General features: G+C 70.8%; 15 protein-coding genes. 10 read left to right on the top strand and 5 right to left on the bottom strand.

All coding sequences use genetic code 11. The features are described 5' to 3' along the window. Positions 1–105: 105 nt before the first annotated feature. On the top strand, positions 106–1,467 hold the full coding sequence (locus ACTOWY_RS33340; protein ID WP_441313572.1) for an NAD-dependent succinate-semialdehyde dehydrogenase: 1,362 nt from the start codon (positions 106–108) through the stop codon (positions 1,465–1,467). A 59-nt stretch (positions 1,468–1,526) separates the two neighbouring features. Here the strand turns inward: ACTOWY_RS33340 and ACTOWY_RS33335 are convergent, their stop codons facing one another. Both ACTOWY_RS33335 and ACTOWY_RS33330 read right to left on the bottom strand, forming a co-directional pair. Further along, a complete protein-coding gene (locus ACTOWY_RS33335) occupies positions 1,527–2,660 on the bottom strand; it encodes a serine hydrolase domain-containing protein (RefSeq protein ID WP_441313571.1) in 1,134 nt (377 codons plus the stop codon). Between the two features lie 144 nt (positions 2,661–2,804). Next, positions 2,805–3,818, bottom strand: coding sequence for a saccharopine dehydrogenase NADP-binding domain-containing protein (locus ACTOWY_RS33330; protein ID WP_441313570.1), 1,014 nt, complete (start codon positions 3,816–3,818; stop codon positions 2,805–2,807). 71 nt (positions 3,819–3,889) lie between these two features. On the opposite strand from ACTOWY_RS33330, the gene ACTOWY_RS33325 reads away from it, so the two are divergent. From ACTOWY_RS33325 to ACTOWY_RS33315, 3 genes are all read left to right on the top strand, one after another. Further along, positions 3,890–4,852, top strand: a complete 963-nt coding sequence (locus tag ACTOWY_RS33325; protein ID WP_441313569.1) for a helix-turn-helix domain-containing protein — start codon at positions 3,890–3,892, stop codon at positions 4,850–4,852. Positions 4,853–5,256: 404 nt separating this feature from the next. Then, positions 5,257–6,378 carry a DegT/DnrJ/EryC1/StrS family aminotransferase gene (locus tag ACTOWY_RS33320; RefSeq protein WP_441313568.1) on the top strand — a complete coding sequence of 374 codons (1,122 nt, stop codon included), beginning with the start codon at positions 5,257–5,259 and terminating at the stop codon, positions 6,376–6,378. Between the two features lie 98 nt (positions 6,379–6,476). After that, on the top strand, positions 6,477–7,451 hold the full coding sequence (locus ACTOWY_RS33315; RefSeq protein ID WP_441313567.1) for an ATP-binding cassette domain-containing protein: 975 nt from the start codon (positions 6,477–6,479) through the stop codon (positions 7,449–7,451). Positions 7,452–7,530: 79 nt separating this feature from the next. Here ACTOWY_RS33315 and ACTOWY_RS33310 read toward each other — a convergent pair whose 3' ends face one another. Genes ACTOWY_RS33310 through ACTOWY_RS33300 form a run of 3 tightly spaced genes read right to left on the bottom strand, consistent with a single transcriptional unit; the run spans position 7,531 to position 10,979 of the window. After that, positions 7,531–8,379 carry an ABC transporter permease gene (locus ACTOWY_RS33310; protein WP_441313566.1) on the bottom strand — a complete coding sequence of 283 codons (849 nt, stop codon included), beginning with the start codon at positions 8,377–8,379 and terminating at the stop codon, positions 7,531–7,533. A gap of 43 nt (positions 8,380–8,422) precedes the next feature. After that, positions 8,423–9,787 carry an NDP-hexose 2,3-dehydratase family protein gene (locus ACTOWY_RS33305; protein ID WP_441313565.1) on the bottom strand — a complete coding sequence of 455 codons (1,365 nt, stop codon included), beginning with the start codon at positions 9,785–9,787 and terminating at the stop codon, positions 8,423–8,425. Positions 9,788–9,797: 10 nt separating this feature from the next. Continuing rightward, positions 9,798–10,979: a glycosyltransferase gene (locus tag ACTOWY_RS33300; RefSeq protein ID WP_441313564.1), complete on the bottom strand. Its 1,182-nt coding sequence runs from the start codon at positions 10,977–10,979 to the stop codon at positions 9,798–9,800. Between the two features lie 354 nt (positions 10,980–11,333). Between ACTOWY_RS33300 and ACTOWY_RS33295 the strand changes: the two genes are divergently transcribed. From ACTOWY_RS33295 to ACTOWY_RS33270, 6 genes are read left to right on the top strand one after another with little or no spacing between them, the layout of a single operon-like run. Then, entirely contained in the window at positions 11,334–12,332 is a 999-nt protein-coding gene (locus ACTOWY_RS33295; protein WP_441313563.1) for a DUF1702 family protein, read from the top strand. Then, positions 12,329–14,260 carry a CRTAC1 family protein gene (locus ACTOWY_RS33290; RefSeq protein WP_441313562.1) on the top strand — a complete coding sequence of 644 codons (1,932 nt, stop codon included), beginning with the start codon at positions 12,329–12,331 and terminating at the stop codon, positions 14,258–14,260. Before ACTOWY_RS33295 ends, ACTOWY_RS33290 begins: the two co-directional genes overlap by 4 nt. Beyond that, a complete protein-coding gene (locus ACTOWY_RS33285) occupies positions 14,257–15,291 on the top strand; it encodes an enediyne biosynthesis protein (RefSeq protein WP_441313561.1) in 1,035 nt (344 codons plus the stop codon). The genes ACTOWY_RS33290 and ACTOWY_RS33285 overlap by 4 nt, the downstream gene beginning before the upstream one ends. Beyond that, the gene (locus ACTOWY_RS33280) at positions 15,284–20,989 is read left to right on the top strand and encodes an SDR family NAD(P)-dependent oxidoreductase (RefSeq protein ID WP_441313560.1); all 5,706 of its coding nucleotides are present in this window, start codon (positions 15,284–15,286) and stop codon (positions 20,987–20,989) included. The genes ACTOWY_RS33285 and ACTOWY_RS33280 overlap by 8 nt, the downstream gene beginning before the upstream one ends. Beyond that, a complete protein-coding gene (locus ACTOWY_RS33275) occupies positions 20,989–21,501 on the top strand; it encodes an acyl-CoA thioesterase (RefSeq protein ID WP_441313601.1) in 513 nt (170 codons plus the stop codon). The genes ACTOWY_RS33280 and ACTOWY_RS33275 overlap by 1 nt, the downstream gene beginning before the upstream one ends. Continuing rightward, positions 21,482–22,120: a hypothetical protein gene (locus ACTOWY_RS33270; RefSeq protein WP_441313559.1), complete on the top strand. Its 639-nt coding sequence runs from the start codon at positions 21,482–21,484 to the stop codon at positions 22,118–22,120. The genes ACTOWY_RS33275 and ACTOWY_RS33270 overlap by 20 nt, the downstream gene beginning before the upstream one ends. Positions 22,121–22,219 lie beyond the last annotated feature (99 nt).

Raw genomic sequence — 22,219 nt, 5'->3', positions numbered from 1 at the left:
AGACCGGCGGTCCGGTGACCCCACCCACTCGCGACACGGTATACAGACGCCTGCATACGGTATACGTTTAGCTTTGACAGCGTGGCGAACGGAGGCTGGCGTCACATGTACACGGTCACCAACCCGGCAACGGGTGAACTGGTCGAGCAGATTGCCAACGCGTCCGATGAGGAGGTGCTGGCGGCCATCGAGCGGGTCCACCAGGGCTTCGCGGCGTGGCGGCGGCGGCCGGTGCAAGAGCGGGCCAGCATTGTGCTGCGGGCGGCGGAACTCTTCGCCGAGCGGGCCGAGGAACTGGCCGCGATCATGACGCTGGAGATGGGCAAGCGGGTCGGCGAGGGCCTCGGTGAGGTCGGCGTGGTCGTGGACATCTTCACCTACTACGGCGAACACGGGCCGACACTGATCGAGGATGAGCCCCTCGCCATCCGCGGTGGCGAGGCGGTGATCACCAAGGAGCCGCTGGGCGCGCTGCTGGGCGTGATGCCGTGGAACTTCCCCTGCTACCAGGTGGCGCGGTTCGTCGCGCCGAACCTGGTGCTGGGCAACACGATCCTGCTCAAGCACGCCTCGATCTGCCCGCGGTCCGCGGTGGCCATCGAGCGGATCCTGCATGACGCGGGCGTTCCGGACGACGTCTACGTGAACACCTTCGCCGCCAGCAGGCAGGTGCCTGCGATCCTGGCCGATCCGCGGATCCAGGGCGTGTCGCTGACCGGCAGCGAACAGGCCGGGATCTCGGTGGCCGCGGAGGCCGGGCGGAACCTGAAGAAGGCGGTGCTGGAGCTGGGTGGCGCCGATCCGCTGATCGTGCTGGACTCCGCCGACCTGGACGAGACCGTGCGGGCCACCGCGACCGCCCGGATGCGCAACTGCGGCCAGTCCTGCAACGCACCCAAGCGCATGATCGTGCTGGCCGACCTCTACGACGACTTCGTGGACCGGATCAGCAAGCGGGTGGCCGAGTTCTACCTCCCCGGCGATCCGGCCGACCCGGCGACCAAACTGCCGCCGCTGGCCTCGGCGGCGGCCGCGGACGAGGTGGCCGGACAGATCGAGAAGGCGGTCCAGCAGGGCGCGACGCTGCGGGCCGGTGGGCACCGGGTACCGGGGCCGGGGGCCTTCCTGGAGGCGACCGTGCTCACCGATGTGACGCCGGAGATGGACGCCTACCGGGAGGAGATCTTCGGGCCGGTGGTGCTGGTGTTCAAGGCCGAGACCGAGGAGGAGGCGATCGCGATCGCCAACGACTCGCCGTTCGGGCTGGGCGCGAGTGTGTGGGGCACCGATCCGGTACGACTGCGCCGGGTCGCGGAGCGGATCGAGGCCGGCATGGTCTACCTGAACAGCGCGGGCGGCTCGCAGGCGGACCTGCCCTTCGGCGGCATCAAGCGTTCCGGCATGGGTCGCGAGCTGGGCCCGGCCGGGATCGAGGAGTTCATGAACAAGAAGTCGCTGCGGCTGTAGCGCCAACGGTTCTCCGGCTCCGGTCGCCGACGTGGTCTCGTCGGCGACCGGAGCCGGAGTCACTTCCGGCAGATCGCGTGCTCGACCAGTCGGTCGGCGGCCGCGTCCTCGGCCCGGGTGCCGCCGTCCAGCGAGCGGGACACGATCACGCTGGTCCGGCCGTCCTCGGTGACCGCGTTGCCGGTGAGGTAACCGGAGGTGCCCCCGGCGTGCGACCAGACCCAGGTACCGCAGCCGAGTCGCTGCCGCGCCATGCCCAGCCCGAACTCGTACCCGGGCTTGCCCACCGGGACCGTGGTCTTCATCTCCGCCAGCTGGGCGGGCGGCAGCAGTCGCGCACCCAGCAGCGCCCGCCAGAACCGGCCGAGGTCCGCGGTGGTGGAGACGATCTCCGCCGCCGCGCCGACCCAGCCGAGGCTGATCTCGGTGCTGCGGAACAGGTTCCCGGTTCCGGTGTCCTTGGTGTAGCCCTCCGCGTGCGGCCGCGGCAGGTGCGGCGAGTCCCCCGGCAGCGAGGTGTGCCGCAGCCCCAGCGGCTCGATGATCCGCCGCCGCACCTCGGTCCGCCAGGACGCTCCGGTGACCTTCTGCACGATCATCCCGGCCAGCACGTAGTTCACGTTGGCGTATCCCCATGCCTTGCCGGGTTCGAAGACCGGCGGGTGCCGGACACCGCGGGCCACCACTTCCTCCGGTGGCAGCCGCAGGAACTGGTGCGCCCGGAACCCCTGCTCGGTCGTCAGTTCCCGTTCCACCTGGTGCGGGTAGTCGTAGAGACCGCTGGTGTGCTGCAACAACTGCCGGATACTGATCTTGTTCCCGTCGTTGCCGTTGCCCTGCACCAGGCCGGGCAACCACTTCTGCACACTGTCTACAAGGGACAGTCGTCCCTCGGCTTCGAGCTGGAGCAGCACGACCGCGACGAAGGTCTTGGTGTTGCTACCGATCCGGAAGTGCCCGTCCACCGGCACCGGCACCCGCCGCCCCAGCACCGCGGTCCCACTGGCCTCGGCGAAGCGACCGGTTGGCGACACCACCCTGGCCTGCACGCCGACCGCACCCGCGTCCCGGATCGCGTCCAGGTCCGGCCGCAACACCGACCGCCCATTCCCAGCGGCCAGTGCCGGACCGGCCGCCAGCGCCGCGATCAGCACCGCGATCGCCAGCGCACTCCACTTCGTCCTGCCACGCATGAACAGTTCCACTCCCCTGCCTCGGTCAACGGAACCGACGGTAGGCGGCCGGAGTCGGCCGGTCGCTGCGGCAGACTGCCGTCTCCGGGGTGGGGACAGCCCTACCAACCGGTCGGTCGGCCGACTGCCCCGGCGCGCGCAGCCCTACCTACCGATCGGTCGGGACAGGTGCACGGGCTCCAGCGACCGCAGGAACTCCCTGGCATCGAACAACTCCCCCGCGGTGACCGCGCCGACCGGCGTGACCGCGGCACCCAGCAGGCGGGCGACCGCACCGGCCGCCAGCGGTCCGCTGACCCCGTAGATGTCCCGCCCGGACGCGCTCGCCCGGCGTTGTTCGCCACCCCGGCTGACCACCACGTCCACCTGGAAGGTCTGCGCGGACCGGCCCAGTTCGTCCACCGGGACCGGCGGCGGCGTGGCCGGATCCTTGATGTCGGCCAGCGCGCCGGTGCTGATGTGCACGGTGATCCGCGGCGTGCGCAGGTGGTGCGCGATGGTCACCTGGTCGGCGCTGGACATCTCGGTGAGCTGCTGCTCGCCGATCGGGTCAGGGAACTTCCAGTTCAGCGTGCTCCGGACGCTGGGTGGCGGGACGAACCGGCCGTCGACGTAGACCACGTGGTTGCCCGCGTTGCGGGCGCCGGTGCGGCGGCTGCCCACGGTGGGCAGCCAGCTGTCCAGCGCGATGGCGACCTGCACGTCGTCGGCCTCGGTCCAGTCCGCCGCGGCCGCGGTGGCCAGCAGATCACCGAGCCCGCCGTAGAAGGCCATCGCCGGCACCACCGCGACTCCGGCCCGCCGGGCCGGTTCGTCGAAGCGCGCCAGCAGATCCAGGGTCACCGCCTGCTCGGCGGCGACGTCGACGTAGTGCGCGCAGGCCCGGATCGCGGCCTCGGCCACCGGCACGGCGGTGTCGATGAACGGCCCGGCGCAGTTGACCACCGCCGCCACCCCGGCGAAGGCCCGGTCCAGCGAGTCCGGGTCGTCAACGTCGGCCACCCGCGGCGGCTGATCGAGTCCCAGCGCCAGCAACCGTTCCCGGTCCCGGCCAACCGGGATCGGGGTAAAGCCCAGCTCGCTCAGCTGGGTCAGGACGAACTTCGCGGTGTGCCCGTAGGCCCCCATGACCGCGACCAGCTTGTTCTCAGTGCTCACGGGACCAATCCTGATCGTCCGCCAGCCTGCGCACGAGTGTCTGATTCGACAACATCCGTACACTTTCGGACATGCGTTCCGTCGTACTGGCCCTCTATGAGGGAGCCATGCTGTTCGAGGCCGCCACCGCGATCGAGGTTTTCGGCGTCGACCACGGCGCCCTGGCCAGTCCCTGGTACGACTTCACCGTCTGCGGCGCGAAAGCAGGTCAGCTCGGCGCGGTGGCCCGGGTGCCCAGCAGCACCGGCTTCGCCCCGGTCCGCACCGCGCACACGGTGATCATCCCGGCCTACCACGACATCGACCGCGACCCACCCGCCGACATCGTCAACGCCCTGCGGGCCGCGCACGCCCGCGGCGCCCGCATCGTCTCGCTGTGCACCGGCTCGTTCGTACTCGCCGCCGCCGGCCTGCTCGACGGCCGCCGGGTCACCACCCACTGGGCGCACGCCGACCAGCTCGCCCGGCGCTACCCGCGGATCACCGTCGACGCCGAGGTCCTCTACGTCGACGACCACCCGTTCCTGTCCTCCGCCGGCAAGGCCGCCTGCATGGACCTGTCCCTGCACATCGTCCGCACCGACTACGGCGCGAGCACCGCCAACGCCCTGGCCCGCAGCCTGGTCGTGCCCCCGCACCGGGCAGGCGGCCAGGCCCAGTTCATCACCGCCCCAGCCCCACCCGACGGCACCCACCTGCAGGACCTGATGCGCTGGGCCACCGAACACCTCGACCAGCCCCTCACCGTCCAGGATCTGGCCACCCGAGCCAGCATGAGCACCCGCAACCTGGCCCGCCACTTCATCGCCACCACCGGCAGCACCCCGTTGCGCTGGCTGCACAACCAGCGCGTGCACCGGGCGCAGGAGTTGCTGGAGACGACGGACGCGAGCGTGGAGGCGATCGCGCAGCGAACCGGAATGGGCACAGCGGCGACGCTCCGCAGGCACTTCAACCAAACGGTCGGCGTCGCACCGGACACCTACCGCCGAACCTTCCGCGGCCGCCGGGACACCCGGCCCGATCCGGCCTAAGCACCCAGCCAGCAACACCCACCCCCGCGCTGGCCGTTCCGGTCGGCGTGTTGGCCGTTCTGGACGGTGAGTTGGCCGTTCCGGACGGTGAGTTGGCCGTTGTCGTACGGCGCTGGTGGCGAGTTCGCCCTGGCGTGCCGATCTTCCGGCGAGTTGGGCCAACTGGTACGCCCGTTTTGCCCAAGCGGGCGTACCAGTTGGCCCAAGTGGTACGGAGGTGCGGATCACGCCGCCGATTCGCCAACAGCGTCGTCCTACGGTGTGTTGGCCGAGTGGGCGTACCAGTTCGGCCAACACCGTGTACGACAACGGCCAACACGGCGTTGTCCTAAGTGGACGGATGGGGGCTGGCTCCGTCCGGTCGGCGGTGCACCGCGGGCATTCGCCGCGCCACACTGGGATTCATGACCACTCATGTCTGGGACTACCTACCGGAGTTCGAGCGCGAACGGGCCGACATCCTCGACGCGGTCGACACCGTCTTCCGCTCCGGCCAGCTGATCCTGGGCGCCAGTGTGCGCGGCTTCGAGCAGGAATTCGCCGCCTACCATGGCATAAAACACTGCGTGGCCCTGGACAACGGCACCAACGCGGTCACACTCGCCCTCCAGTCCCTCGGCGTCGGCCCCGGCGACGAGGTGATCACCGTCGCCAACACCGCCGCCCCCACGGTCGTGGCCATCGACGGCGCCGGGGCGACGCCGGTCTTCGTGGACGTCCGCCCCGCCGACTACCTGATGGACACCACCCAGGTGGCCGAGGCGATCACACCGCGTACCAAGGCAATCGTGCCCGTGCACCTGTACGGCCAATGCGTGGACCTGGCCCCGCTGCGCGCACTCGCCGCCGAGCACGGCCTGCTGATCGTGGAGGACTGCGCCCAGTCCCACGGCGCCCGCCACCACGGCGAACCCGCGGGCACACTCGGCGACGCGGCGGCGTTCTCCTTCTACCCCACCAAGGTCCTCGGCGCCTACGGGGACGGCGGCGCGGTGCTCACCGGCAGCGCCGAGGCGGACCGGAACCTGCGCCGATTGCGGTACTACGGCATGGAACACGGCTACTACGTAACCGAGGTCCCTGGCCACAACAGCAGACTGGACGAGGTGCAGGCGGAGATCCTGCGCCGCAAGCTACGCCGCCTCGACGACTACATCGCGGCCCGCCAACGGGTGGCCCGGCGGTACGAGGAAGCGCTCGCCGACCTCGCCGCACCGGGTGGACTGGAACTGCCCGCCGTCTCCCCCGGCAACAACCACGTGTACTACCTCTACGTCCTCCGCCACCCGCAACGCGAGACGATCCTGGAACGCCTGCGGGAGCAGGACATCGCGCTCAACGTGAGTTACCGGTGGCCGGTGCATCTCATGTCCGGGTTCGCGCATCTGGGCTACGCCAAGGGATCCCTGCCAGTGACCGAGCGGCTGGCCGGGCAGATCTTCTCGTTGCCGATGTACCCCTGCCTGCCCACCGGCTTGCAGGACAAGGTGATCGGCGCACTGCGGACGGTGCTCGGCTCGCTGTGAGCGCAAAAATGCGATAGCCGGGATAGTTTTTCCGGCAAGGAAATGAGCGTCCGTTTTGGGGGATTGATCCCTTCGCCGGGTCTGGCTAGCGTGGGTCCATGCGTGCACCCGCGGAGCAGCCCGCGATCCAGGCAGTGGATCTGGTCAAGGAATTCGACGGGAAACGGGCCGTGGACGGGGTGAGCTTCGCGGTGCCGCCGGGCCGGGTGCTCGGGCTGCTCGGGCCCAACGGGGCGGGCAAGACCACCACCGTGCGGATGATGACCACGTTGCTGCGGCCCACTTCGGGCACCGCGCGGATCGCCGGGTACGACGTGCTGACCCAGCCGGATGAGGTGCGCCGCCGGATGGGCGTGATCGCGCAGTCCACCACGGTGGACGAGATCCTCTCCGGCCGGGAGAACCTGCGCATGATCGGCAGCCTGTACGGCATCACCGGCAAACGGCTGGCGGCCCAGGTGGACGCGTTGCTGGCGCAGTTCCTGTTGACCGACGCGGCCGATCGCGCGGTCAAGACCTACTCCGGCGGCATGCGGCGGCGGCTGGACCTGGCCGCCGGCCTGCTCGCCTCGCCGCCGGTGCTGTTCCTGGACGAGCCGACCACCGGACTGGACCCGCGCAGCCGCCTGGAACTGTGGGATGTGCTGCGGGAACTGGTCCGCGGCGGCACCACGCTGCTGCTCACCACCCAGTACCTGGAGGAGGTGGACCGGCTCGCGGACGAGATCGTGGTGATGGACCAGGGCCGGATCGTGGCCACCGGCACGCCGCTCCAGCTCAAGGACCGGGCCGGGAGTTCCGCGCTGGAGGTGATCGTGGCCAATCCGGGTGATGTGGCCGCGGCGGCGGAGCTGATCCGCACCCAGCGCGGCGAGGTGTTCCGGGATGAGGGCACCGGCAGGCTCACCGCCCCCGCCGAGGGCATCGACGACCTCATCCGGCTGGCCACCGCGCTGGCCGCACAGGGCATCGCGGTGGACGACATCGCGCTGGCCCGGCCCACCCTGGACGACGTCTTCCTCAGCCTGACCGGCCACCGCGCCGAACCGGTGGCCGCCCAGGCTGAGCAGTGACGTTGTCGGCGCCGAGTTGGCCCAAGTCGTACGCCGAGTTGGCCCAACCGGGCGTCCCAGTTGGGCCAACTCGACCGGGTCAGCGCTCGGTGCGGCGGTAGTAGGCGCGCAGCGACAGCGGTGCGAAGACGGCGATGATCAGCGCGGACCAGAGCAGGATGGACAGGATCGGGTAGTGCAGCGGGAGTTGGGCGTCCGCGGGGGCGGCGGCGCCGTTGCCCCAGAGTTCGCGCAGCGACTGGACGAGTGAGGAGACCGGGTTCCACTCGGCGATGGCGCGGATCCAGGACGGCATCGGCTCGGTGGGCACGAAGGAGTTGGCCAGGAAGGTGAACGGGAACAGCGAGGCGAACAGCAGGCCCTCCACCGACTCCGCGGTCCGCATCACCGAGCCGACCAGGATGCCCACCCACACCATCGCGAAGCCGAACAGCAGCACCAGCGCGAACCCGGCCAGCCCGCTCAACGGATCGGTGTTGACCCGCCAGCCGATGATCAGCCCGGTGATCGCCACGATGACCACCGCGATCGACTCGTGCGCCAGCCCGGTGACCGAACGGCCGACCAGCACCGCCGAGCGGGCGATGGGCAGCGAGCGGAATCGGTCGATGATGCCCTTCTCGATGTCTCCGGTGATGCCGGTGGCGACAATGAACGCGGCGAAGGCGATTGTCTGCGCAATGATTCCGGGCAGCATCCAGCCGCGGTAGTCGAATCCGCCCGGCACCGTGATGGAGGCGCCGAAGACGAAGGCGAACAACAGCACGAAGACAATCGGCTGGGCGGTGACATCGATCAGCATCTCCGGCATGCGCCGGGTGTGGGTCGCGCTGCGCTTGACCATGATGGCGATCTGCCGCGGATAGGACACCCGGAACGCGGCCGGGTCGAGCCGCGGGGTGTCGGCGGTGGGTGAGACGGTCGTCATCAATCCTCCCGATTGACTTCGTGCTGACGGGCGGACGCGCTGGTCAGAGCTGTACTCCCGCGCTGTTCACGACCGCGAGGAGGGTGCGCGCCGAGACGTTCACATAATGCGGATGCTGGGCCAAGGCGGTGAGCTGCCCCGGAGTTACCCAGAAAAATCCGGGTGGTGCGTCGACCTCCGCGTCGATCACGAGATACCTGCTCTCCGCATGGCGGAACCGGCCACCTTCCTCGGAGTGCACGGCCTCATACCGGACCTGTCCCAGCTCCGCCGATTGGACGATATCGAGAAATGCCGGCCGTTCACCAGGGGGTAGGTGCCGATAGTTCGCCGGGATGCATTGCACGGTGGGGCCGAGTTCGACCGTGGTGGCGAATCCGCCCTCCACCCTGGCCCTGGCCAACAGGTGCGGCACCCCGCTCAGCCGCCGGGTGAGGAAGGCGACCACGCCCTGCCCGACCGGCTCCAGCAACGGCTGGGTCCAGGCGGGCACCTCGCGGTTGCTCGCCTCCACCGCGTAGGCCTTCACCCGGAAGTAGCGGCCGTGCTCGTGCTCGATCGCGTGCGCGTCCCGCCGCCAGCCCGCGACCCTGGCCAGCGGGATCAGGTCGGTGCGGACCTGGTGCCGGGACCGCTCGCGGCCGAACCAGGAACGCACCTGGGCGTCGGAGTGCAGGGCGGTGCTGCCGGAGTGCACCGGCGCGCAGCCGAGCACGGTGCGGGCGTCCATGTTGACCACGTTGTCCCGCCGCAACAACTCGCCGAGCTGGCCCAGGGTCAGCCAGCGGAAGTCCTGGTGCGGCGGCACTTCGGCGGTGGTCTCCACGATCACGTTCTGGTTGGCCTTGCGCAGGAACCAGGCGCCGTGCTCGGACTGGAGCACATCGGTGACCACGGTGCCCGCCCTCGGCTGCCGGAAGTGCTCCAGGAACCGCACCGGCGCGCCCTGGTGCACCCGGGTGTAGTTGCTGCGGGTGGCCTGCACGGTCGGCGCCAGCTGCACCAGGTGCGGGTTGCCCGGCTCCATCTTGGCCTGGGTGAGGAAGTGCAGCACCCCGTCGAACTCCTTGACCAGGAAGCCGAGGATGCCGATCTCCGGCTGGTCGATGATCGGCTGCTGCCACTCCGGGAAGTGCTCCTGCTCGGTGCGCACGTGCAGTCCGGCGACCCGGAAGAACCGGCCGCTGCGGTGGCTTAGGTCGCCCGAACCAGGTTGGAAGGACCAGCCTTCCAGGGCGGCGAACGGGATCTCGCCGACCCGGTACCGGTTGGCCAGCACCCTGGCCCGCAGCCAGCCGCTGACCTCCTCGGTGCGCAGGCAGGCGCCCTCGCCGGTGACCGCGGCGGAGCGGGCCAGCCGCGCGGCCAGCCTGCCGTCCTCGCGCAGCTGCAAACCGGCCGCGATCACCGCGATCTCCTTATCCGATAAGGCTTTCCAGGTCGCGGATCAGCGTGTCGTCCACCGGGGGCAGGGCCAGTGCCCGGCGCTGGATCGCCTTGGCCCGGCGGCGGAACCCGGGTTCGGTGAGCACCCGCCGGCAGGCGTCGGCGACCTCGCCGGGGGTCAGCGCGGTCCAGTCGAGCTTGATCGAGATGCCCAGCTCGGTGCAGCGCTGGGCCACGTCGAAGGCGTCGAAGAGCAGGGGCACCGACACCATCGGCACGCCGTTGGCCAGCGCCATCCGCACCGTGGACGGGCCGGAGTGGGTCACCACCAGGTCCACGCAGCGCACCAGCAGCGCCTGCGGCACCCATTCGGCCAGGTGCACGTTGGGCGGCACCGCGTCCCGCGCGACCGGGGCGTCGGTCTCCCAGTCGGCCGCCTTGCCGGTGGAGACGATCGCGGTGCAGTCCAGCTCGCCGAGTCCGGCGATCACCGTGGACAGCGGTTTCGCGTACTCGGGCAGCGTGGCGGCCGCCGTGCCGAAACTGGCGTAGACCAGGGGTTTGTCCGGGTCCAGCTCGGTGATCCAGTCCGGCAGGTGCTGGCCGGGGCGGACCGCCTCCGGCCGGTAGTGCCGGATGTTCGGGATCGCGCTTTCCTCGGGCTGGAACTCCGCCGGGGCCAGATCCACGTGCAGGTGGGCGAAGGCGCGGCTGCCGTCGGGGTCCGGCGGCAGGTCGAGCTGGGCGCGCAGGTCGTTGAGCGCGGCGGTGACCCCGGGGACCAGGAACTTGTAGTTGTAGTCCAGCACCGCGACCGAGACGTGCGGCAGGCCGAGCTTCTCCGCGGCCAGGTAGCCGCCGAACTCGCAGGCGTCCCTGATCACCAGGTCCGCCTCCCACTTCTGGATCACCCCGGCCACCTCGCGGGCCATGATCGCCGCGCCTTCGCCGCAGAACATCTCCACCATAAAGCGGGTAGTGAAATCCGCCATTTGGTCAGGAAGCACCGTCTCTTCGGCGGAATCTATGAACTCGCGGACCCAGTCCTGCCCAGCCGGGATGAACTCCAAACCCAGCTCGGAGATGACCGGATTGCTGAAGCGTTCCGGCGCACAGATGGCGACCTGGTGCCCGCACCGGGCAGCCGCGGCGGCAATCGGCGCGAGGCTCAGAATGTGGTCGTAGGCCGGTGGGGCAGTGCACAGAATACGCATGTCAGGGCGTCCCCTCGACGCGGGTGTAAATTAATTGCCGAACGGTCTTTGCCCCCAGACCCCGGCCGTCCCGAAGCTACAACCAGCGACGAGACGACGCAAGCCTTGCTTGCTCCGGCAATCAACCGGCAATTAAGCTACACCGTAATGATCAAGGACAATTGTCTATGATCCGCATACCGGTAACGCAGACGCAATGAGACCGGCTGTTGACGATCGTCCGATTTGACCGGTATGCTCGCCGGAGATTGCGACCCGTCGCTTATATGCGACTGATTGTGCGTCGGGATATTGATTATCTCGATCGGTCCGGAAGCATGTCGCCAGCGCGTGTTATGCCCTGGGGGTGTCCAGTTGCATGCTGAGCGCACATTAATATCGCCACTGGTTCGGCTGGGAAAGCGGCTGCGCCGGCGGGCGCTGCTCCTCGATCCACGCGAGGCCACCCTGGATCACCGCGGCTTCGCGGTGACCACGCAGGCCAAGCGCGAGGTGCTGGACACCGTCGGCCGGTCCTTCGTGCACGGCTACAACGCCGGGGTGGACGAGCCCGATCCGCACCGGCTGGCCGAGCTGATCACCGCGGCCGTGCCCGCCGCGTACCAGGGCTTCGCCTTCGAGGGCGCGGCCATGTCTTACACCATCCTGGACACCCTGCCCCCCGGCGGTGATCGGCTGGCCGCGTTGCTGGCCGGACCCGGGCGGCCGCACCGCTACCTGGTGCACTGCGGTGCGGGCTGGGCCTTCGCCCGGCTGCGGCTGCACCCCCGGCTGGACCGCACCGACGACACCCTGCTGGCCTGGCTGATGTTCGACGGCTTCGGCTTCCACCAGGCCTATTTCGCCGCCCCGCACAAGGTGCACGAACTCCGGCCGAGCCCGCGCTGGCGGGAGCAGCAGCGCCGGGTGTTCGACCAGGGCGTGGGCCGGGCACTGTGGTTCGTCGAGGGCGCGGACGTGCGCCGGGTCGCGGGCCGGATCGGCGCGTTCACCGGTGGCAGGCACGCCGATCTGTGGGCGGGCGCCGGACTCGCCGCCACCTACGCGGGCGGGGTCAGCGACGAGGAGTACCGGCAGCTGGTCGAGCTGGCCGGACCGTATCGCCCCGAACTGGCCCAGGGTTGCTGTGCGGCGGCGACCGCGCGGGTCACCGCGGGCCTGATCCCCGAGGGCGCCCAACGCGCCTGCGCCGTGCTGGCCGAACGCAGTGCCACCGCGGCACACGAGCTGCTGCACGAACGCCTCGCCGCCCTGTCCGGGCACGGCGAGACACCGACCTACCAGCAATGGCGCGCCAGTGTGCAGGACGTGTTCCGCGGTGCGCCCGTTCGAGAAGCGCGGGCCACACCATGACTTTCCCCCAGCGACGGCAGGTTCCCGGACTGGTCGCGGCCGTGGTGGTCGCGGCACTGGCGGTGCAGACCGCGGCGATGGCCGGCGGGCCGGGCGATGATCCCGGACTGCGCGGCCGGTTCGACTTCCAGCGGCAGGCGCTCACCTCCAAGGCGGTGGACGGTATTCGGTTCGTGCGCGAGCTGCAGCCGGACTACCAGCGGATCGAGGCGTGGGTCTCGGCCACCGGCTCGGCGGTCGCGCTGACCGATCTGGACGGCGCGGGCACCGCACGCGATGTCTGCCTGACCGACCCCCGCACCAACACCGTCACCCTCTCCCCCGCCCCTGGCACACCACCGAGGTTCCAGCCGTTCACCCTGGAAGCGGGTCCGGTCCGGGACCGCACGATCGCGCCGATGGGCTGCCTGCCGGTGGATCTCAATGAGGACGGCAGGCTCGATCTGCTGACCTACTACTGGGGCCGCACGCCAATCGCCCACCTGCGCAAACAATCCCAGACCGAGCTGAGCCCGGCCGCCTTCACCACGGTGGAGGTGCTGCCCGGCTCGACCGAACGCTGGGCGAGCAGTTCCGTGCTGGCCACCGACGTGGACGCGGACGGGCACCTGGACCTGGTGGTGGGCAACTACATGCCGGACGGCAACCGGCTGCTCGACCCGACGGTGGCGCGGGACGAGAAGATGGAGATGCACTCCTCGATGTCGGCCGCGGCCAACGGCGGTCGTAACCGGCTGCTGCGCTGGACCGGGGCCAGTGGCGGGGACACGCCGACGGTCCGGTTCGCCGACGACTCGGCCGCGCTGCCGCAGGCCAGCTCCTGGACCCTGGCCGTCGGCGCGCACGACTTCGACCGCGACCAGCGGCCGGAGCTGTACTTCGCCAACGACTTCGGCCCGGATTACCTGCTGCGCAACGATTCCCGGCCGGGACAGGTCAGCTTCACCGTGTTGCGCGGCGAACAGGGCTTCGGCACACCCAAATCGAAGGTGATCGGCAACGACTCGTTCAAGGGCATGGGCGTGGCCTTCGACGACATGAACGGCGACGGGCACACCGACATCTTCGTCAGCAACCTCACCGCCCCCTTCGGCCTGCTGGAAACCCACTTCGCCTGGATCAACACCGGGCGCTGGTCCCAAGACGCGCCAAGGGGAATCGCGCCGTTCGAGGACCAGGCCGACCAGCTGCGGGTCTCCCGTAGCGGCTGGTCCTGGGACGCCAAGTTCGGCGACTTCGACGGCGACGGCACCCGGGAACTGGTGCAGGCCACCGGGTTCGTCACCGGCGAGACCAATCTCTGGCCGCAGGTGCAGGAACTGGCCATGGGCAACGACCTCATCCAGCGGCACGTGGGGCTGTGGCCGAACCTGCCCGCCGGCGCGGACGTTTCAGGCCGGGAGCACAACGCCTTCTTCGTCCGCGGCCCCGGCGCCGAGTGGACCAACGAGTCCGCCCGGCTCGGCATCGACGAACCCGGCGCGAGCCGCGGCATCGCCACCGGCGACGTGGACGGCGACGGACGGCTGGACTTCGCGGTGGCCAACCAGTACGCGGAAAGTTACCTGCACACCAACAAGTGCACCAGCTGCGGCCGCACACTGTCCCTGCGACTGTTGTTGCCGCCCAACGCTTCCTCGGGTTCGGCCAAGGTCCTGCCCACCGAACCCGGTCAGCTCGGCTCCCCCGCCGCGGGCGCCACGGCGAGCGTGCGGCTGCCGGACGGCCGGGTGCTGCGGCAGGAGGTCGACGGCGGCAACGGGCATGCCAGCGTGAGCAGTCCGGTGCCGCACTTCGGCCTCGGCGGCCTACCCGACACCACGGAGCTGCCGGTCGAACTGGCCTGGCGGGATCGCACCGGAACGGTCCAGCGCGCCACTGTCACGGTGCGCCCCGGCCGCCACACCGTCTTACTGGGGGCGTCGTGAGCACACCGAGGGACCGGGACTCCATCCCGCCGTTACGCCGACACCTGCTGACCATCGCCTCGATCATTCCGCCGCCGGACAAGCGGATCTCGGCGCTGCGCCGGTTCGCCACCTCGATCACCATCTTCACCGTCCTCGGCTACCTCTGGCTCGGCTTCGAGGCCTCCGCCGCGCAGATCGCGGTGCTGCTCGGCACCGCCTACGCCCTCGAAATCGGCCTGGAATCCCTGGAGGCGTGGGCCAACGGGTTCCGGCCGCGTTTCCTCGGTGGCGGGGTGATCGGATTCGTCAACTTCATGCTGCCCACGCACATCACCGCGCTCTCCCTCGGGCTGCTGATCTACGCGGGCAACCTGCTGTGGCCCTACGCCTTCGCCGCGGCGCTGGCCATCGGGTCCAAGTACATCCTGCGTGTGCGGATCAACGGGAAGCTGCGGCACTTCCTCAATCCGTCCAACCTGGCCATCGCGGTGGCGCTGACCGTGTTCCCCACGGTGATCGGCCCGGCGCCGATGTACCACTTCACCGCGCACGTCTCCGGCGCGCTGGACTGGATCATCCCGCTGATCCTGGTCGCCTTCGGCACCCTGCTCAACGTCAAGCTCACCCGCAGGGGCCCGCTGATCGCGGCCTGGCTACTCGGCATGGCCGCCCAGGCGGTGTTGCGCGGACTGCTGTTCCCGGAAGAGAACTCGATCCTGTCCGGGCTTGGCCTGATGACCGGCACCGCGTTCCTGTTGTTCACCAACTACATGATCACCGACCCCGGCACCTCCCCGACCGGTAAATGGCAGCAGGTGGCCTTCGGGCTCGGCTCGGCCGCGGTCTACGGCGTGCTGGTCAGCTCCGGCGTGGTGTTCGGGCTGTTCTACTGCATCGCGATCGTGTGCGCGATCCGCGGCGCCTACCACTGGAGTCTGGACCTGTCCGCGCGCTCGACGGCCAAGGCGAGCCAACCGCTGGTCGCGGTGGAGGCGCCCAGTCGCAACGGCCGCGCGGGCGCGGTGGCGCTGGAGAAGACCGATGCCTGAGTCGATCGCGGTCATCGGGCTGGGCTGCCGCTATCCGGACGCGGACAGTCCGCGGGAGCTGTGGGAGAACGTCCTTGCCCAGCACCGTTCCTTCCGGCGCATCCCGCCGGAACGGTTGCCGCTGGCCGACTACCACAACAACGATCCGACCGCGCCGGACCAGTTCTACAGTCCCTACGCCGCGGTGCTGGCCGACTACGCCTTCGACCGGCTGCGGCACCGGGTCAGCGGCGCGACCTTCCGGGCGGTGGACACCACGCACTGGCTCGCGGTGGACGTGGCAGAACGCGCGCTCACCGACGCGGGATTCACTGACCTGGCAGTGCATCCGGACCGGGTGGGCGTGGTCGTGGGCAATACGCTCACCGGCGAGTTCTCCCGCACCGCGGCCTTGCGGCTGCGCTGGCCGTACGTGCGCGGGCGGGTGGACGCGGTGCTCCGCCGCGGCGGCTGGTCAGCCGATACCCGCGCCACCCTGCTGGGCGAGCTGGAGATCGAGTACAAGGCGCCGTTCGAGCCGATTGGCGAGGAATCCCTGGCCGGTGGGCTGTCCAACACCATCGCCGGCCGGGTCTGCAACACCTTCGACCTGCACGGCGGCGCCTGGACGGTGGACGCGGCCTGCGCATCCTCACTGCTCGCGGTGATCAACGCCGCCGACACGCTGAGCCGCGGTGACGTGGACATCATGCTCGCCGGTGGCGTCGACCTGAGCCTGGATCCGTTCGAGCTGGTGGGTTTCGCCAAGGTCGGCGCACTGGCCCCGCGGCTGATGCGGGTCTATGACAAGGATTCCGAGGGCTTCTGGCCCGGCGAGGGCTGCGGATTCGCCGTACTGGCAAGGGAAGAGGACGCCCGCCGGTGGGGCGCCAGGATATACGCGGTGCTGCGCGGCTGGGGCGTGTCCTCGGACGGGCGCGGCAGCATCACCCGCCCCGAGCAACGCGGGCAGGCCCTGGCGGTGCGGCGCGCCTACGCCAGGGCCGGGTACGGCAGCGACACCGTGGGCCTGTTCGAGGGGCACGGCACCGGCACCGCGGTGGGCGACGCGATCGAGCTGGCCACCCTCACCGAGGCCCGCCGCGGCGCCGATCCGGCCGCGTCCCCCGCGGTGATCGGCTCGATCAAGGCCAACATCGGGCACACCAAGGCCGCCGCCGGAATCGCCGGACTGCTCAAGGCGATCATGGCCGTGCACGAGCGCACCCTGCCCCCGGTCACCGGCTGCGACACCCCGCACGACCTGCTCACCGGCCCCGACCCCAAGCTCCGGGTGCTCCGCGAACCCGAGGCGTGGGCGCCGGAGTTGTTGCCACGCGCGGGAATCAGCGCGATGGGCTTCGGCGGAGTGAACACCCACCTGACCCTGGAAGGCACCCCCGCGCCACGGCGGAGCGTGCCGATCGCCCGGCAGCGGCTGCTCGCCCGCACCCCGCAGAGCGCCGAGATCATCCCGTTCGCCGCCCCCGATCTCCGTGCGCTGGCCGAGGACATCGACCGGCTGCGCGCGCAGACCGAGCATCTCAGCTTCGGCTCGGTGCGGGATCTGGCCATCCTGCGCTGCTCGACCACCAAGGCCGGGCAGCCGGTGCGCGCGGCGATCGTGGCCGACACACCGTTCCGGCTGGACGGGCAACTGGCTCGGCTGCGGTCCTGGCTGGACGCGGGTCACACCCGGATCGACGTCGCCGCCGGAGTGTTTTTCGGGCAACCCCAACGGATCCCGCGCATCGGCTTCCTCTTCCCCGGCCAGGCCGCGCCGGTCTACCTCGGCGGCGGGGTGCTGCGCCGCCGCTTCGAGCAACTCGCCGAGCTGTACCCGGACGCACCGGGATCCGCCGTGGGCGACCGCACGGACACCGCGCTCGCGCAGCCCTCGATCGTGCGCGCCGCGCTGGCCGGGGTCGCCGCCCTGACAGAGCTGGGCATCCACGCGGACGCGGTGCTGGGGCACAGCATCGGCGAGCTGGCCGCGCTGTGCTGGGCGGGCGCCACCGCCCCGCACAGCGCGGTGGACCTGGCCGCCGTACGCGGCCGCGCCACCGCCGAGCACTCCGCCACCGGTGGCGCGATGGCCGAACTGGTCGCCGACGAGGATGTGGTGGCCCGGCTGGTGGACGACCTGCCGGTGACCATCGCGGCCCTCAACGCGCCGGACCGGATCGTGCTCGCGGGCGCCACCCCGGCGATCGAGGCCGCCTGCACCCGCGCCCGCGCCAGGGGATTCCGCGCCACCCGGCTGCCGGTCACGCACGCCTTCCACTCCCCACTGGTAGCCGAGGTGGCCCGGCGGTTCGCCACCGACCTCGCGGGTATCGCCTTCGATCCGGTGCGGCCCGGCATGATCTCCACCGTGCTCGGCGGCGAACTGCCCGCGGACACCAACCTCGCCGCCTACCTGGCCGGGCAGATCACCTCGCCGGTGCGGTTCAGCGCGGCCCTGCACCAGCTCGCCGACCGCTGCGACCTGCTCCTGGAGGTGGGCCCCGGCGCACTGCTCACCGGACTGGCCACCGCGCAGGTCAGCATCCCGGTGGTGGCCACCGACTGCGGCGGCGAGGACATCCGCGGCTTCCTCACCGCGGTCGCCGCCGCGCACGTGCACGGGGCCGAGGTGACCCTGGCCGGACTCGCCGCGGGCCGGGTGCAGCGGACCGCCGATCCGTTGCGCCGCCCCGGTTTCCTGGCCAACCCGTGCGAACTGGTCGCCGCGGACCTGCCCGGCGAGTCCGCCCCGGTCCTGCTGCCGACGCCCCGACCCGCACCCAAAGAGTCCACTGTGGACACTGAAGGTGATCCGTTCACCGTGGTGCGCGCGCTGGTCGCCAAACACGTCGAACTGCCGGTGGAATCCCTGGAACCCACCCACCGGATGCTGGCGGACCTGCGGCTCAACTCGATCACCGTGGCCGAACTCGCCGGTCTGGCCGCGCGAGCCCTCGGCGTGGCCCCACCCGCGGTGCCCACCGACCTGGCCGATGCCTCCCTGGCCGAGTTCGCCGAGGTGCTCGCCCAGCAGCCACCCGCCGACACCGAACTGGACACCCCGCCACCGGGTGTCGCGCCCTGGGTCCGCACCTTCGGCGTGCACTGGCACTCCGTCGCAGCGGCCACCCGGGTGCCGGAGATCGCCTGGACCGTGCTCGCCGAGGACGGCGACCTGCTCGCCCCAGCCCTCGCCACCGCCTTCCCGAACACCGCAGGAACCCCGGGTTTCCTCATCCACACCAGGGGCGCCCGCACCCACGAAGCCGCGCACTGGCTGGTACACGCCGTGCAGCAGGCCATCCAGACCCCGGCCAGGATCGCCATCCTGCACCACGGCGAGGCCGGTGGGCTCGGCCGCTCCCTGGCCCTGGAACAGCCCGGCCGCCCGGTCCGCCTGATCGAGATCCCGGCCGCGCCCAGCGCCCAGGTGCTCGCCCTGGCCCAGGCCGAAGCCGCCCAGGGGCACGGTTTCGCCGAACGCCGGATCGACCAGGCAGGCCACCTCACCGAACCCGTGCTCCGCCCACACCCGGCTGGACGCGCGCCCAAAGCCCCACCGCTGACCGGCAACGACGTGCTGCTGGTCCCCGGCGGCGGACGCGGCATCGGCGCGGAAAGCGCCCTCGCGCTGCTCGCGGACAACGACGCCGCGGTCGCCGTGCTCGGCCGCGCCGACCCGGCCGAGCAGCCCGAGGTCGCGCTCACCCTGGACCGGCTGCGCGCGGGCGGGCGGCGGGTCCGCTACCTGCGCGCCGACGTCACCGACGCGGACGCGGTCAAACACGCCATCGACGAGATCGGCACCGACCTGGGCCCGGTCACCGCCGTGCTGCACGCGGCAGGCGCCAACCGGCCCTGCGGACTGTCCACACTGGACGCCGCCGCGGTCAGCGCCACCCTGGCGCCCAAGGTGGACGGCCTGCGTAACATCCTGGACGCGGTCGAACCCGGCTGCCTGCGCCTGGTGATCGGCTACGGCTCGATCATCGGCCGGATCGGCATGGCCGGCCAGGCCGACTACGCGCTGGCCAACGACTGGCTCGGCCTGGAGATCGCCGCCGCCGCGGAACGCCTGCCCGGCTGCCGGTTCCGCACCATCGAATGGTCGGTCTGGTCCGAGATCGGCATGGGTGCGCGACTGGGCAGCGTGGCCGCGCTGGCCACTGCCGGAGTGGACGCGATGCCACCGCAGACCGCCACCCGGGTGCTGCGCGAACTGCTTGCCACACCAGCGGAATCCACCAGCGTGGTGGTCACCGGCCGGTTCGGCTTCCCGCCCACGGTCAGCACCGGCGCACCCGAGTTGCCGCTGACCCGGTTCCTGGAACGGCCGCGGGTGCACTATCCGGCGGTGGAACTGGTCTGCGACAGCGATCTCACCGTGCCAAGCGACCCGTACCTGGCCGATCACGCACTGGCCGGAACCTGTTTGCTGCCAGGCGTTCTCGGCCTGGAGGCGATGGCCCAGGCGGCCACCGGACTGCGGGGCGGCGAGGTCACCGGGTTCGCCGGCATCGAGCTGACCCGGCCGGTCACCGTGCCCAGCGACGGCGGCCGGGTGCTGCGGGTGGCCGCCCTGGACCAGCCGGACGGCCGGATCGAGGTCGTGGTCCGCGCCGACGACACCGCCTACGCCGTCGACCACTTCCGCGCCCACCTCACCGTGGCCCCCGAACTCCAGCCACACCAAGGGTTCGAACCAGCACCGACCGCCGGGCCGCCCGTCGAACTCGATCTCGGCCGCGATGTCTACGACCGGCTGCTCTTCCACCACGACAACCTGCGCCGGGTCCGGGCCTACCGGGAACTGCGCGCGCGGCGATGCGTGGTGGAGATCGACGCCCGCCCCGGCGACACCTGGTTCGGCGAGTACCAGCCCCAGCACCTGCTGCTCGGCGATCCGGGCGCGCGAGACGCCTTCATCCACGCCCTGCAAGCCTGTGTGCCACACCGGCGCTGCCTACCCGAACGGATCGACCGGATCACCCGCCACCGCCCACTGGCCGGACGGCTGATCGTGGACGCGGTGGAGACCGGTCGCGACACTGACACGATCACCGTCGACCTGGTGGTGCGCGAACGCTCCGGCGCGATCTGTGAGACCTGGACCGGCCTGTCCCTGCGCGCGATCGGCCCCCTCGACACCCAGTCCCCTTGGCCCGCCGCCCTGCTCGGCCCCTACCTGGAACGCAGGCTGGACGACCTGCTCGGCCTGGGCCGGATCGGCCTCGGCGTGGCCACCGGCGACCGCGAACCCGCCGGCCTGGCCGCCGCCGCCCGCGCCGCCGGTCACAACCTCGAACTACACCACCGCGCCGACGGCAAACCCCTCGCCCCCGGCACCGAGATCTCCCTTGCCCACCAAGGCGGACTGACCCTCGCGGTGGTCGCGGACCACCCACTCGGCTGCGACCTGGAAGCCGTCCGCCCGCGTACCAGGCAAGCCTGGACCGACCTGCTCGGCCCGGACCGGCTGCGGGTGGCCGAACAACTCGCCGAAGACCTGGACACCGCGGCCACCCGGCTCTGGTGCGTGCTCGAATGCACTCGCAAGGCCGGTCGCACACCCGGCATTCCCCTCCTGCGGTCCACCGCCGAGGACTGGGCACTGTTCACTGTGGACGGTCACCGCTGCGCCACCGCCCTGCTCCGGGTGCGCGGGCTCGACCACCCGGTGATCTGCGCGGTGCTCGAACCGGAGGCGCCGTGATGGACATCCCCGCCTTCGAGCACCGGCACCTGGTGACCTTCGAGGAGACCAACGCGCTCGGCAACGTCTACTTCACGCATTACCTGCGCTGGCAAGGACAATGCCGCGAACTGTTCCTGCGCACCAGCGCGCCCGAGGTGCTGGCCGAACTCGGCGAGCGCACCCTGCTGGTCACCACGCACTGCTCCTGCGAGTACTACGCCGAACTGCACGCCTTCGACGAGGTGCTGATCCGGATGCGCGTCGGCGAGGTGACCCAGCACCGGCTCACCCTGCTCTTCGAGTACCTGCGCGGCGGCCAGCCGGTCGCCCGCGGCAGGCAGGGCCTGGCCTGGTTCACCAGGGACGGCGACCGGCCACGGCCCCGGCCGGTGCCCGCCGCGCTGCTCACCGCCGTGGACACGGCGGTGGCCGCCTACCAGCGAAACGGAATCCCACCCGAAACTTCGCCATCAGGCGGAGGTGCGCACAACCCGACAATGGAGGACAACGATGGTCACACGATTACGTGAGCGGACCACGACGAGCGTGGACGAGCGGATCGCCGCAGCCCTGACCCACATGCAGCCGCGAGTGCTGCTGGGCAACGGCCAGCTCGGCTACCGGACCACGGTGGAGACCACCATCGACGTGGTGCTCGGCGACGGCAGCGACCCCGCCGCCCCGCGCGAGCAGATCAAGCTCACCTCCCTGGAGAGCGAAATCGCGATCCCGGACCCCGTGCTGCTCAGCGACGGCAGCCTGCGGTTCGACTGGGAGACCTACCGTTTCATCACCACCGGGGTCAGCACCGTGCTCTTCGGCACGGACACCCCGATCCGGATCCTGATGGGCCGCGGCGTCGACCCGATGATCCGGCCCACGCTGGGCCACTGCCTGGTCCCGGCAGATGTCACCTTCGGCACCGTGCCGGTGCCATGCGTCTCCGAGGTCAACCTGGTCGTGGAGACGCCGTTCGGGCGCCTGCACAACCGCGGTCCGGCGATCATGCGGGCCATGGTGACCTCGGTGCCGCCGATCGGTGAGGCGTTCATCCAGCAGGGCGTGGTCAAGCTCTACAGCGAGGAAGGCGACGAGATCGCCACGAAGGAGGCGACCGCGAGCACGCTCACCGGGATCATCTCGTCCTGACCGGTGACCGAGATCGGGCCACCGCCGGCCCGAAGATCGCGGGGCGGCCGGGCTGAGGAGCTGACGAGCTGACCGGTCTGACGCGCGATCGATCGGGAG

The sequence above is a fragment of the Crossiella sp. CA198 genome (genome assembly GCF_052078295.1).
Lineage (GTDB): Bacteria > Actinomycetota > Actinomycetes > Mycobacteriales > Pseudonocardiaceae > Crossiella.
This window is presented reverse-complemented; position numbering and strand designations above follow the sequence as displayed.

What these genes read in the sequence shown, in the direction of transcription:
- ACTOWY_RS33280 (WP_441313560.1), top strand. Translation starts at nt 15,284, where the DNA reads ATGCCTGAGTCGATCGCGGTCATCGGGCTGGGCTGCCGCTATCCGGAC.
- ACTOWY_RS33315 (WP_441313567.1), top strand. Translation starts at nt 6,477, where the DNA reads ATGCGTGCACCCGCGGAGCAGCCCGCGATCCAGGCAGTGGATCTGGTC.
- ACTOWY_RS33310 (WP_441313566.1), bottom strand. Translation starts at nt 8,379, where the DNA reads ATGACGACCGTCTCACCCACCGCCGACACCCCGCGGCTCGACCCGGCC.
- ACTOWY_RS33325 (WP_441313569.1), top strand. Translation starts at nt 3,890, where the DNA reads ATGCGTTCCGTCGTACTGGCCCTCTATGAGGGAGCCATGCTGTTCGAG.
- ACTOWY_RS33290 (WP_441313562.1), top strand. Translation starts at nt 12,329, where the DNA reads ATGACTTTCCCCCAGCGACGGCAGGTTCCCGGACTGGTCGCGGCCGTG.
- ACTOWY_RS33300 (WP_441313564.1), bottom strand. Translation starts at nt 10,979, where the DNA reads ATGCGTATTCTGTGCACTGCCCCACCGGCCTACGACCACATTCTGAGC.
- ACTOWY_RS33340 (WP_441313572.1), top strand. Translation starts at nt 106, where the DNA reads ATGTACACGGTCACCAACCCGGCAACGGGTGAACTGGTCGAGCAGATT.
- ACTOWY_RS33320 (WP_441313568.1), top strand. Translation starts at nt 5,257, where the DNA reads ATGACCACTCATGTCTGGGACTACCTACCGGAGTTCGAGCGCGAACGG.
- ACTOWY_RS33275 (WP_441313601.1), top strand. Translation starts at nt 20,989, where the DNA reads ATGGACATCCCCGCCTTCGAGCACCGGCACCTGGTGACCTTCGAGGAG.
- ACTOWY_RS33270 (WP_441313559.1), top strand. Translation starts at nt 21,482, where the DNA reads ATGGTCACACGATTACGTGAGCGGACCACGACGAGCGTGGACGAGCGG.
- ACTOWY_RS33335 (WP_441313571.1), bottom strand. Translation starts at nt 2,660, where the DNA reads ATGCGTGGCAGGACGAAGTGGAGTGCGCTGGCGATCGCGGTGCTGATC.